The sequence below is a fragment of the Clostridium sp. CM041 genome (genome assembly GCF_055081035.1).
In genome coordinates this window covers 878,892-891,112 of record NZ_CM143648.1, presented here as the reverse complement: position 1 = coordinate 891,112, position 12,221 = coordinate 878,892, and the positions used below count along the sequence as shown (strand labels likewise).

12 protein-coding genes are annotated in these 12,221 nt (G+C 29.5%); 10 read left to right on the top strand and 2 right to left on the bottom strand.

The genetic code is table 11. The features are described from left to right. The first annotated feature begins 46 nt into the window (after window positions 1–46). The 6 genes from ACWJJT_RS04290 to ACWJJT_RS04265 all read left to right on the top strand — a co-directional run bounded on the left by ACWJJT_RS04290 (window position 47) and on the right by ACWJJT_RS04265 (window position 6,378). Window positions 47–733, top strand: a complete 687-nt coding sequence (locus ACWJJT_RS04290; protein ID WP_462953021.1) for a Crp/Fnr family transcriptional regulator — start codon at window positions 47–49, stop codon at window positions 731–733. Window positions 734–881: 148 nt separating this feature from the next. Beyond that, entirely contained in the window at window positions 882–1,889 is a 1,008-nt protein-coding gene (asrA, locus tag ACWJJT_RS04285) for an anaerobic sulfite reductase subunit AsrA (protein WP_462953020.1), read from the top strand. Further along, on the top strand, window positions 1,890–2,681 hold the full coding sequence (gene asrB / locus ACWJJT_RS04280) for an anaerobic sulfite reductase subunit AsrB (RefSeq protein WP_462953019.1): 792 nt from the start codon (window positions 1,890–1,892) through the stop codon (window positions 2,679–2,681). Window positions 2,682–2,694: 13 nt separating this feature from the next. Further along, window positions 2,695–3,642, top strand: a complete 948-nt coding sequence (gene asrC, locus ACWJJT_RS04275; protein WP_462953018.1) for a sulfite reductase subunit C — start codon at window positions 2,695–2,697, stop codon at window positions 3,640–3,642. Between the two features lie 282 nt (window positions 3,643–3,924). Continuing rightward, the gene (locus ACWJJT_RS04270; protein WP_462953017.1) at window positions 3,925–4,710 is read left to right on the top strand and encodes an ABC transporter ATP-binding protein; all 786 of its coding nucleotides are present in this window, start codon (window positions 3,925–3,927) and stop codon (window positions 4,708–4,710) included. A 3-nt stretch (window positions 4,711–4,713) separates the two neighbouring features. After that, window positions 4,714–6,378 carry a hypothetical protein gene (locus tag ACWJJT_RS04265; protein ID WP_462953016.1) on the top strand — a complete coding sequence of 555 codons (1,665 nt, stop codon included), beginning with the start codon at window positions 4,714–4,716 and terminating at the stop codon, window positions 6,376–6,378. A 119-nt stretch (window positions 6,379–6,497) separates the two neighbouring features. Here ACWJJT_RS04265 and ACWJJT_RS04260 read toward each other — a convergent pair whose 3' ends face one another. Beyond that, window positions 6,498–6,788, bottom strand: a complete 291-nt coding sequence (locus ACWJJT_RS04260; RefSeq protein WP_462956173.1) for a DUF503 domain-containing protein — start codon at window positions 6,786–6,788, stop codon at window positions 6,498–6,500. A gap of 233 nt (window positions 6,789–7,021) precedes the next feature. Here ACWJJT_RS04260 and ACWJJT_RS04255 point away from each other — a divergent pair, with 233 nt between their 5' ends. The 4 genes from ACWJJT_RS04255 to ACWJJT_RS04240 all read left to right on the top strand — a co-directional run bounded on the left by ACWJJT_RS04255 (window position 7,022) and on the right by ACWJJT_RS04240 (window position 9,920). After that, window positions 7,022–7,213: a hypothetical protein gene (locus ACWJJT_RS04255; protein ID WP_462953014.1), complete on the top strand. Its 192-nt coding sequence runs from the start codon at window positions 7,022–7,024 to the stop codon at window positions 7,211–7,213. Window positions 7,214–7,289: 76 nt separating this feature from the next. Next, window positions 7,290–7,481, top strand: coding sequence for a hypothetical protein (locus ACWJJT_RS04250; RefSeq protein WP_462953013.1), 192 nt, complete (start codon window positions 7,290–7,292; stop codon window positions 7,479–7,481). Window positions 7,482–7,699: 218 nt separating this feature from the next. Next, the gene (locus ACWJJT_RS04245; protein ID WP_462953012.1) at window positions 7,700–9,028 is read left to right on the top strand and encodes an MATE family efflux transporter; all 1,329 of its coding nucleotides are present in this window, start codon (window positions 7,700–7,702) and stop codon (window positions 9,026–9,028) included. Window positions 9,029–9,101: 73 nt separating this feature from the next. Continuing rightward, complete coding sequence (locus ACWJJT_RS04240) at window positions 9,102–9,920, top strand: MerR family transcriptional regulator (RefSeq protein WP_462953011.1); 819 nt, start codon at window positions 9,102–9,104, stop codon at window positions 9,918–9,920. Between the two features lie 37 nt (window positions 9,921–9,957). On the opposite strand, the gene ACWJJT_RS04235 is transcribed toward ACWJJT_RS04240, so the two are convergent. Next, the gene (locus ACWJJT_RS04235) at window positions 9,958–11,895 is read right to left on the bottom strand and encodes a Cache 3/Cache 2 fusion domain-containing protein (protein ID WP_462953010.1); all 1,938 of its coding nucleotides are present in this window, start codon (window positions 11,893–11,895) and stop codon (window positions 9,958–9,960) included. Window positions 11,896–12,221: the final 326 nt, after the last annotated feature.

Genomic DNA, 12,221 nt, shown 5'->3' with positions numbered 1-12,221 from the left:
TTTATTATAATGAGATTATAAAATGAAATCATAAGGAGAAGTTAATATGACACAAATAACGCTTAGGCAATTAAAAGACCTTCCTTTATTTAAATGTGTTGAGGATAAAACTTTGGATTTAATAAGAGAGAGTGTTGTAGTAAAAAAATTGAAAAAATCGCAAATATTGTATGCTGAAAGAGAAATCACAAATAATATATATATAGTGCTAGAGGGAAAGGTAACTATGTACAGAGTATCGGAAAAGGGTCAAAAGAGGGTTATCTATATCCTAAACAAAGGTGAGATTATAAACGAGGTCAATTTTGACAATTTTACGACATCTATTAATTGTGAAGGGTTTGAAGATAGTGAAATTATAAGCATATCAAAAGTAGACTTATTAAATATTATGAAACAGGATTTTAAGATTACAGAGATTATATTAAACTCTATGAGCAAAAAAATAAGAAGAGTGTATAGACAAATTAAGAACACGGTTCCTACTAAAATGGACAAAAGGGTAGCCGCAAAGCTTTGGAAGCTATCTAAAGATTATGGTGTAGAAACAGAAGATGGCGTTTTAATAGATATTAAAATAAACATAACTTATTTAGCAGATATGTTAGGTAGCTCTCGCGAAACTATTTCAAGGGCAGTAAAAGAGCTTGAAAACATGGATATGGTTAGGATAAAACATAGAAAATTTATAGTTAATAGAGAAAAATTAAGCGAATACTTTAAAGGTGTGTGATGAAAATCACATACTTTTTTTTTGGTTTAAAATACAATATGCATAGTTAGTTATAAATTTAATTTTTATAGGAACTATCTAACAAAGTTAATTAATTAACAATATTTAGCGATTAGGTAAAATTTATTATAATGGAAGGTGTGCATTTATGGGCTTTAAGTTGGAAATAGAGAAGTTTGATGAGTATCTTGAAACATTGCGACATGAATATAAGGTGTATGCACCAGTAGTGCTCAAGGGAAAAGGAACTTTTGCGGATACAGATACTGTTAGGTATAAGGAAATAAAGAGTATAAGGGAAGTAGAGTTTGATTTAAAATCTAGTTTTTCTCCTAAAGAAATAACATTGCCAATTACTCAAACATTATTTTACTTTACTGAAAATGATTGCGTAGAGCCAAAATGCGATGAGAAGAAAATATTAATTTTCTTAAGAAGTTGTGATATTCATGCTATAAAGAGATTAGATGAAATTTACCTTAAAAATGGAAATGAAGATTATTATTATAAGGTTTTAAGAGATAAAATTAAATTTGTACTTATGGGTTGTAGTGAAAGTTTTGAAAATTGTTTTTGCGTAAGTATGGGATCGAATATGATAGAAGATTATGATATGTACACTAAAATTCAAGATGATGAGGTCTTTGTGAATTGTAAATCCGAGGAACTGATGAAGTACTTTAACATAGATAAACCTAGTAACGTCGTGGTAGAGCCTGAATTTGTTTTGACTAATGAAGTAAAGGTTAATATACCTGAAAACTTAGATCAAAGAATTTTTAAATCAAAGATGTGGGATGAATATTCTTCAAGATGCATTGCTTGTGGCAGGTGCAATTTTGTCTGCGGTACTTGTTCTTGTTTTACTACGCAGGACATTTTCTATAAAGAAAATAAAAACGTGGGAGAAAGAAGGCGTGTTTGGGCATCTTGTCATGTAGACGGATACAGTGATATGGCAGGCGGACATGGATTTAGACAGGATAAAAAAGACAGAATGAGATTCAAAATTATGCACAAGGTATATGATTTTAAAAAGAGAGCCGGATATCATATGTGTATAGGTTGTGGTAGATGTGATGATATATGCCCTGAATATATATCTTTCTCAAATTGTGTAAACAAATTAAATAAAGCAATGGATGAGGTGGAATAAATGAAAAATATATACATGCCTTTTAAATCTAAGATACTTAATATAATTAAGCATACAGAAACGGATTATACATTTAGAATGGAATTCGAAGGTGTTGTAAAGCCGGGTCAATTTTTTGAAGTATCCATACCGAAATTTGGAGAATCACCTATATCCGTTAGTGAGATAGGTGAGGGTTACGTAGATTTTACAATTAGACGTGTCGGCACTGTTACGGATGTAATTCATAGCTTTTTTGTAGGAGGAACCTTGTTTTTAAGAGGGCCTTATGGAAATGGATTTGATGTTAACCTTTATAAAAATAAAGAAGTTATTGTAGCTGCTGGGGGAACTGGACTGGCACCAGTAAAAGGGATAGTAGATTATTTTGCGAAAAATCCAAAGGAATGTACGGGCTTTAATTTAATGGCAGGTTTTAAGTCGCCTAGTGACATCTTATTTAAAGAAAATTTCAAAGTTTGGGAAAAGAGTATCAGTGTAACGTTAACTGTAGACAGTGCTGATGACGGCTACACTGGAACTGTAGGACTCATAACAAAATATATTGCAGATATTCAAGTTCTGAATATGGATGAAGTACAGGTTATTGTAGTAGGACCACCAATGATGCTTAAGTTTACAGTAGCTGGATTTATAAAAAAAGGAGTAAAAGAAAAAAATATATGGGTATCTTATGAGCGAAAAATGTGTTGTGGAGTTGGGAAATGTGGGCACTGCAAAATTGATGATACATATATATGTTTAGATGGGCCTGTTTTTAACTATTTAGATGCAGTTCATCTAGTAGATTAAGGGGGAAAATTTAATGGATATAAATACAAAGTTGATCAAGAAAAATGCATACAGAATAACTAAAAAAAGAGGTAAAACAGCTATAAGAATAAGGGTGCCTGGTGGCCATATAGAAGCCAAACATTTAGAAGTTTTGCAAAGGGTAGCAGAAACTTACGGAGATGGAAATATTCATATAACTATAAGACAGGGTTTTGAAATACCTAATATTGATATAGATAAAATACCAGAAGTTAATAAGATGATTCAATCAGTTATAGAAGGCCTTGATATAAATCAGATTTCAGAAAATACAGGATACTTGTCAGCAGGTACTAGAAATGTGTCAGCCTGTATAGGGGCAAATGTCTGTCCTTTTGCAAATTACAATACAACAGATTTTGCAAAAAAAATTGAAAGGGAAATATTCCCCAATGATTATCATGTGAAAGTAGCTTTAACAGGTTGTCCTAATGATTGTATAAAGGCTAGAATACAAGATTTTGGGATCATAGGAATGACAGAGCCCCAATATGAATCTTATAGATGCATCAGTTGTAAATCTTGCGTAACTAACTGTAAAAAAAGAGTTGCTGGTGCACTTAAAATGGAGAACTTTAAAGTAGTACGCGACAATGAAAAGTGTATTGGATGTGGAGAATGCATAGGCAAATGCCCGACTAGTTGCTGGAGCAGAAGTTATGAGAAATATTATAAACTTGTGATAATGGGTAGAACTGGCAAGAAAAATCCTAGGCTGGCTCAAGATTTTATAACTTGGGTGGATGAGGAAAATATAATCAAAATAATAAAAAACACATATTCATATATCGATAAGTATATTGATGGAAATGCTCCAGGAGGAAAAGAACACATTGGGTATATTGTTGATAGAACAGGATATCCAGTGTTTAAGGAATGGGTTTTAAAAGACGTGACTTTAGGGGAGAAAGCAGAGGTTAAGGAATATATTAACTGGTAATAATAAAAAGTATGTAGTAATTGTTCGGTGAGCGACATAACAGGTAAGTAACCATTAACATTAGAAAGCACCTTGTGAAATCAAGATTATTTATAAGAGTTGGCATCAGCTTAGGCTGGTGCTATTTTTTTTAGGTGGAAAGCTTATGTTAAAGAGATTTATAAAAACAGGGATTAAAAGGTTTACATACAGTCAACAAGTGAAAACTTGTTGAAATTACCCAATTAAGCAGTATAATAAATTACATAAACAGATAAAAAATACATCCAAGGGGAGGGTACGATGGGAAATTTAGAAAGTATAATATCAATTAAAGATTTACAAATGAGCTATGGGAGTAAAAAGGTGCTTAACGGAATAAATTTAGAAATTCCTAGAGGTCAAATAATCGGATATATAGGGACTAATGGCGCTGGTAAAAGTACAACTATAAAGATAATGCTTGGGATATTAGAAGGATACTCGGGAAAGGTAGAAATATTAGGACAAGATATAAGTAATGGAAGCGTAGAGTATAAAAAGAAAATAGGGTATGTACCAGAGTTTGCAGATATATATGAAAACTTAACTGCTTATGAGTATATAAGCTTTTTAGGCGGAATATATGAATTAGAAGAGAAAAAGCTTATCGAGAGAGTAACGAAGCTAATGAGCTTATTTGGAATTGAGGATGCTATAGATTCTAGAATATCCTCATATTCAAAAGGTATGAAGCAAAAGTTAATTATAATATGTAGTTTAATTCATAATCCGGATATTTTATTTTTTGATGAGCCTCTAGGGGGACTAGATGCTAATAGTGTAATGGTGTTTAAAGAGGTTATGAAGAGTCTTGCAAAGAGCGGAAAAACCATATTTTACTCTTCACATATAATGGATGTTGTAGAGAAGGTAAGTGATAGAATATTACTGTTAAATGAGGGACGAATAGTTGCTGATGGAAGTTTTGAAGAGCTTAAGAATAATAAGAGGGAAGGAACACTTGAAGAAATATTCAATCAGCTAACAGGATTTAATGAGCATGCAGAGGTTGCTAAAGAATTTGTTTCTTTGGTTTGCGAGGTGTAAAATATGAAGAATTTCACCGTACTTGCGATATTGGATAAATTTCAATCTTTATATGAAAAATTAGGCGTTAACTATAATACTATGAGAATGATTCTTCAGATAAAATTAACCACAGATGGTCGTAGAGTAAGTACTGTTATGGGGAATAATAAAAAGAGAGATGAAAGTAAGGACAAGAATAATTATCTATCATTATTGATGTTCAATGCAGTTATGAGCATTTTTATTGGATTAATAATGTCGGGTGGTATGTCATCTATGCAATCTGCAAATGTTGTAATAGGTATAAATCTATTTATGATGATTTCACTTATGATATCTGATTTTTCAGCAGTATTACTAGATGTAAAAGAGAAAAATATATTACTACCTAAGCCAATCGATAGTAAGACATTTAATGCAGCAAAGACTACTCATATATGTATATATTTAATAGGTTTATCACTGTCATTAAATTTGATTCCACTAGTTATTGGTAGCGTAAAATATGGAGCTTTATTTTCTGTGATATTTTTTATAGAAAATATACTTGTAGTGTTCTTAGTTATAGCTTTAACATCTTTATTATATACTTTAGTCTTAAATTTTTTTGATGGAGAAAAATTAAAGGATATTATAAACTATTTTCAAATATTATTAGCATTTGTATTTGCTTTTGGATATCAACTGGTTGCAAGAGTCTTTGATGCTACCAATATGAATAGTGAATATATACCTAAGTTGTGGCATGCATTACTTCCATCTATGTGGCTTGCATCTCCATTTGGTATACTAATAGATGGGAATAAACAACCTTTTCTAATGTTTTTATGTGCACTTGCAATAGCAGGACCGATTATGTTAATGACGCTTTATATTAAAAGCGTAGTACCTTATTTTGAAAAGAACCTTCAAAAATTAAATGATAGAGGGGGAGCCGTAAGTCGTAAAAGTGAAACTAGAAAAGAATTTATAGCAGGAATTGTTTGCAGAGGCAGAGTTGAAAAGGGTATGTTTAAATTTACTCAAAATATGATAGCTACAGAGAGAAACTTGAAGCTTAAGGTGTATCCAACACTTGCAATGGCAGTGTTTATGCCGGTTCTATTTATGTTTATGGGTAATGGACAAGATAAATCATTCATGGTTAATATTAAAACAGGATATGGTGGGAAAATTCATTTGTTAATGTATATAACTATATTCTTGCTTTGCTTTTGTACAGCGTTTATAAATAATAGTGATAATTATAAAGGGGCATTTATATACAAGGTATTGCCAATAGAAAATCCAGGAGTAATATTAAAAGGGGCAGTAAAAGGAACTATATTCAAACTAATACTACCGCTATATATATTAGAATCTATAGTGTTCACAATTTTTAAAGGACCGTCAATAATTTTAGACTTAATAGTAATGTTTCTAGTTCTTTTAATATTATTATTGGTGTATTTTAAAGCATCAAATAAGGCAATGCCCTTTAGTGTAAAGTTTGCTACATCGGATAGTGGTAAGCTTATAAAGCCATCAGTAATTACAATTATGCTGCTTTTAGTATTTGCCGGAATCCATGTAGCTATTAGAAATAATATGATATATATTGGTGTTTATGCGGTCGCGCTTTTGATATTTAATGTAATTCTTTGGAAAACTAGTTTCAATGTTAACTGGAAGGATATAGAAATGTAAGGAAAAAGATTTTTACCCACATACAAAAAACACTTGCATAACATATTCAACAACTCTTCACATTGAATATGTTATGCAGTTTTTTTGCAACAAGGCTAATTATAGCATCAATAGAAAGTCTACATACCTTGGATATCCTCTTTCTGAATATCAATTATTTCTGCATCAGTATTAGATTCTATAAAAGTTATAATATGCTCCATTGTAGAATCTAGCTGAGATGAAGTTCCACATATTCCTACGATACCGATAACTATTGTTTGATGAATATCCTGCTCAGCGACTTCTGCTACTGATATATTAAACTTGTTTTTTAGTTTTTGAACTATGCTTTTTACAACAATTCTTTTTTCTTTTAATGAATGAGACCATGATGCTCTTAGGGTAACTGCCATAAATAAAATTTTCATTTATCCTTCACCGCCAATTTTACTATAAATATAGTATGTGTAAAAAAACTATATATACTTATTGCTGAAACATATTTGCTTATAACTGATTTATATATATGACTCATACTTAATAACCTATTAAAATAGAGTTCATTAGTTTTCTGTTATACTTTATAACAAAATGGTTAAACTATATTGTGTAAGTAATATATAATTTGATTTCAGTATTGGAAGGGAGATACGGTATACTAATGAATAAAAACAAGTTAGGGAAAGCAAAAAAATCAATTAATCAATTAGACGCTAATAAAGGAAGTAGTGGCGTTTCAAACACTGAGATGTCTATTATGTATAACATATCTAATATTACTAGTGACATTACTGATGTTACTTTAGAAGAAAAAATAAAATCAAGTGATAGTTCTACACAATCAAGGCATTAGAGTTTATCAAATGACGCTCCAGTAGATAAAATTCAAGGTTATTATCTATCACATCAAAATAGAAGGAGGTTTAGGAATGAATAGCTTTCAGCAAAAAATTGAAGAAGTAATGGAATCAATAGAGGAATCAAATTCTTTTAAATGTGAAACAAGAAGGGATTTTAAAAAAGTAGCAAAAGCTTTAGTTGAAACAGGTGGAACTATACCAGACTTTAAAAAGTATGATTTAGCTTCAAAACATTGGAAGAGTGCTGAGAAATTTATTTAAGCACGTTTTTCTAAATGGATAGGGAATAATAAATTAGACATTTTAACGTTATTTCTGTAGTATTCAATAAAATAAAAAAATAGAGTCGCGGATAAAAATTTATCTAATGGCTCTATTTTTTAGTAATACTTTTGCTTATTTAGAAAGAAGTTGACTCTATAGTAACAATACAGTTTATAATAAGAAAGTGTGAAAATAATGAAAAAAGGTGGATATATATGACAAAGAGATTTTTGAAATATGCTATTCCATCAGCACTTGCTATGTTTATTTCATCTTTATATACAGTTGTTGATGGAATGTTCGTAGGACAAGGTGTTGGTGATTCAGCATTAGCAGCAGTTAACATAGTGCTACCATTTACAGTTATACTATTTGGATTAGCTTCTATGTTTGCAATAGGTGGAGGGGCTCTAGTCTCTAAAAATTTTGGAGCAAATAATACTGAAAAAGCAGTAAATATATTTAGACAAGTATTTAAATTTCTGCTAATAATTAGTGTTGTAATAAGTGTAACTGGTGTTATATTTACAGAACCAATAGTAAAGTTATTAGGAGCAACAGAGAGGCTACAGGGTTTGTCAGTAGAGTATTTAAGGTTTTATGCACTATTTTGTATTCCTAATTTAACGGGAATAGTTCTTAGTAGTTTTGTTAGAAACGATGGAAGACCAAAACTTGCAATGGTATCTACAATAAGTGGTGCAATAACTAATGTAATATTAGATTATATATTTATATTTCAACTTGGTTTTGGAATAAAAGGAGCAGCTATAGCTACAGGCCTTGGTCAAATAGTTACGGTATGTATGCTATTACCTCATTTCTTAAAAGGAGAAGGTCAATTAACTTTTGGGAATGTAAAAATTAGTAAGGAACTTATTAAAGAGTTTTCACTTATAGGATTCCCATCATTCTTTGCACAAGCAAGTTATTCAATAATTGTGTTATTGCATAATATAGCTTTAGCAAAATATGTAGGGGAGGTAGGAATTTCTGCATATAGTATAATAAATTATTTAACTACAAATATTTATATGGTTCTTTATGGAATAACACTCGGAGTACAACCACTTTTAAGTTATAGCTATGGAAGAAAAGATGTTGAGAAATTGATAGGATTCTTTAAAATAACATGCGTAGCATCAATTTTAATAAGTGTCTTTTTTGTTATAACAAGTTTTAGCTTTGGACAGAAGATTATAGGAATATTCACAACAGATGCATACATAGCGCAATTAGCATATAAGGCCCTTCGAATAGCAAGTTTTAGCTATTTTGTAGTAGGAATAAATTTAAATACTCTTGTGTATTATCAAGCTATAGAAAAACCAAAGTATGCAAATATAAGTTGTGTATGTAGATCAGTTATTTTCTTGCCAATATGTTTAACTTTATTTGGAAGTATATTTGGAATAAATGGAATATGGGTAAGTGCAATAGTATCCGAAAGTTTAACATTTATAACTATAAAATTAATTGCAAACATAAAAACTTCTACACAAGCGGTTTTAACCGATTTAAATGTGGAACTTAAAGGAAAATAATAGTTTGAGGATGCATTAAAAATAAAAAATAGCTTTATTATTTGGAAGTATTAAATACAAATGAGGTTAGAATATGGGGACAAACTTTTCAATAGGAGAAATGTCAAAGTTACAAAATATATCAGTTCAGACATTACGATATTATGATAAAATTGGACTACTAAAACCGTCATATATAGACGAGAAGAGCAGATACAGATATTACTGCGCAAAACACTTTGTAATACTTAATTCAATAAAACAATGTAAGGCTATGGGCTTATCTTTAGATGAAATAAAGGAATTAATAGAAAATTATACTTCATTTGATTCCATACTTAATATAATAAGTAAGCAAAAGGAAATGATAGATACCAAAATAAAAGATTTAAACACAGTAAAAAATAATATTAGTTTTCTTGAGAAGCGTATAAAAAATTCTTTAAAAGAAGGTATTAATGATGTTTTTATTAAATATAACAAGGAAAGAAAATTTAAAAAATATAATAATACAAAGAGATATACAGAAGAATTTGAAATAAATCTAAGTGAAATATTAGTATCGATGGAGCAGAAGTATAGTAGTTCAATTAATGAGCTTGCTTTTGCTGTATCATATGAAGATATAAAAAAATATAATGAACTAATATATAATAATATGCTAATTAATGTTTTCGAGTGTGTTACAAATGATGATAATTTAATAACTTTGCCAAAGGGGGAATATATAACATTAAATTTTGATGATGATTATAATGATACTAGCAAGTATTATAAAAGCCTTATTGAGTATATTGATAGAAATAATATTGAGGTAAGCGGAGATTTTTATGAAATATACATAATGACTAGAGTTGGGAATGATGGGGAGGAAAGATCTTTAGGACAAATTCAAATATTAAAGAAAAAGTAAAGGGTATAATAAAAAAGCTGCATTCAATGCAGCTTTTTTATTTATATATATCGGAAAATTCAATTTGTATTTTTTCACTGTTTGTTTGATTCATTAAACCTATTTTTGAATTCGGATTATCATTACCGTCAACTATATTAACAGGCAAGCTTATTGTAAATTCTGTACCTTCTTGATACTTACTTTGTACATTAATTTTACCACCATGCATTTCAACTAAAGATTTAACTAGAGCAAGTCCTATACCACTACCTTCATGTGCTCTACTTAGTAAAGGATCCACTTGCTTAAACCTTTCAAAAATTTGTGATAACTTATCTTCTGGGATTCCTATGCCATTATCCTTTACAGAAAGTATAACGTGACTATCTTTATCGTAAACGCAAACTTCGATTTTATCTCCAGGCCTAGTAAATTTAGTTGCATTAGAAATTAAATTAAGTAAAATCCTCTCCATCTTTTCTTCATCAAAAGCCATAATTTTTTCTTCTATATCCGTATCAAAAATAATTATTCTTGACATGCCTTGCACATACGGAATAGTCGATAGGGTTATTTCCTCAACAACTTGTATTATATTTTGATTCTTTAAATTTAACTCCATAAATTTAGAATCAATTTTACTAATATCAATTATATTATTTACGAGTCGTAACAGTCTATAACAATTTTGTTTTATATAATTTGTATATTCGTTTAACTTATCCATGTTATTTGAATTTACATCTTTGCTTATATATACAGAAAATAATTGTGCTGTAGAAAAAATTATATTTAACGGTGTCTTTAATTCATGAGACATATTGGCAATAAATTCAGTTTTCAATTTATCATATTGTACCAATTCTTCTATCAAATGTTTATTTTCAGTTATCATATTATTAAAACTATCGGATAATACCCCTATTTCATCTTTGTTTTTTATGTCAGAATGTACTGTTAAATCGCCTGAGCCCGCAATCTCCATATATGACTTTAATTTATTAATGGGTTTAACCAAATTGTTAGCCATAAACACAGCTATAATCCCACCTAATAAAATCATTAATAACCCACTTAATAATGTGGTATTCAAAATTGATTTACTTGACGATGCTAAGTCATCATAGTTAGCTGTGGTAACAATATACCAATCCCAAGGTTCGAAATAGATAGAGTAAGCTAATTTATGCACACCTTTATATGTGTATTCAATTAATCCATCTCTATTTGAAATTATTTTTTTACTTGATTCATAGTTGCTTAGATTCTTTCCCTTATCAGTAGGATGGACAATCGCTTTTCCATTAGAATCCATTATGTATACATAACCTGTTTTTCCAATTTTAAAGTTATTTAATGTTTTTTCTAAATAATCATTAAGTAATGTATTCCCTACAGCTATTGCTCCTACAACCTTTTTATCTTTATTAAGTAATGGTTTAATTCTTGACAAATAACTTTGATTTTCAGATAAATTTACGCCCCAATACTCATGATTATTAATTATTGTATTGTAAATATCTGAGTCAGCAGGGTAGTATGTTCCTTCAAGTCTTTGGTTGCCTTTAATACGGGTTGTAGATACCCTTATTAATTTATTATTACTTAATAAAAATATAGAAGCTGTGCTACCTATAGATTTATGTATATCATCAACAAGCTTAGTATCTAATGATAGCTTGTGTGTTCCGGCATATAAAACTGGTAAATAATAATCCCCTACTTTTATACTTTGGGTATTATCTACATGTATATTACCAAAACTATATAATAACTTCTCAGCAGAATCTAAATTACTATAAGACTTTTCTATAATGGAATCATTTCTTACGCTTATTGTAGTATTAATTAATTCTGTTACAGTTTGACTTTTTTCTTTAACTTCTTTAAATACTGCATCCTTTGATATTTTACCAATTAAAATACCTAAAAAACTTGATGTAAGTATAATTAATATTAGGTAACTAATAATTATTTTAATTTTAATACTCATACATTGAATCACTTCTCCTTAGATGATAAAAAAACATACTCAAATAATGATAAACTTGACTAATGTAAATTTTCAAGTTTTTACTTTTAATTTATTAGATTCTACAATTTATCATGCTATAAGGTTTACAGTAACTAATACTAGGTGTAAAAAAATGTTGTTACTTCACAATTTATAACAATTATGGACTAATTTTAGCATTTAAAGGCTTGTTTGTAAATAAAAAAATATGCGCAGTTATGGTAATTGCCTAGGGGAATTGCAACAGCAAAAAAATGTATTGATTGCATCGCAGTGATACGGAAGTTAGCTTATTGGTATACTTT

What these genes read in the sequence shown, in the direction of transcription:
- asrC (WP_462953018.1), top strand. Translation starts at nt 2,695, where the DNA reads ATGGATATAAATACAAAGTTGATCAAGAAAAATGCATACAGAATAACT.
- ACWJJT_RS04265 (WP_462953016.1), top strand. Translation starts at nt 4,714, where the DNA reads ATGAAGAATTTCACCGTACTTGCGATATTGGATAAATTTCAATCTTTA.
- ACWJJT_RS04260 (WP_462956173.1), bottom strand. Translation starts at nt 6,788, where the DNA reads ATGAAAATTTTATTTATGGCAGTTACCCTAAGAGCATCATGGTCTCAT.
- ACWJJT_RS04245 (WP_462953012.1), top strand. Translation starts at nt 7,700, where the DNA reads ATGACAAAGAGATTTTTGAAATATGCTATTCCATCAGCACTTGCTATG.
- ACWJJT_RS04290 (WP_462953021.1), top strand. Translation starts at nt 47, where the DNA reads ATGACACAAATAACGCTTAGGCAATTAAAAGACCTTCCTTTATTTAAA.
- ACWJJT_RS04270 (WP_462953017.1), top strand. Translation starts at nt 3,925, where the DNA reads ATGGGAAATTTAGAAAGTATAATATCAATTAAAGATTTACAAATGAGC.
- asrB (WP_462953019.1), top strand. Translation starts at nt 1,890, where the DNA reads ATGAAAAATATATACATGCCTTTTAAATCTAAGATACTTAATATAATT.
- asrA (WP_462953020.1), top strand. Translation starts at nt 882, where the DNA reads ATGGGCTTTAAGTTGGAAATAGAGAAGTTTGATGAGTATCTTGAAACA.
- ACWJJT_RS04255 (WP_462953014.1), top strand. Translation starts at nt 7,022, where the DNA reads ATGAATAAAAACAAGTTAGGGAAAGCAAAAAAATCAATTAATCAATTA.
- ACWJJT_RS04240 (WP_462953011.1), top strand. Translation starts at nt 9,102, where the DNA reads ATGGGGACAAACTTTTCAATAGGAGAAATGTCAAAGTTACAAAATATA.
- ACWJJT_RS04235 (WP_462953010.1), bottom strand. Translation starts at nt 11,895, where the DNA reads ATGAGTATTAAAATTAAAATAATTATTAGTTACCTAATATTAATTATA.
- ACWJJT_RS04250 (WP_462953013.1), top strand. Translation starts at nt 7,290, where the DNA reads ATGAATAGCTTTCAGCAAAAAATTGAAGAAGTAATGGAATCAATAGAG.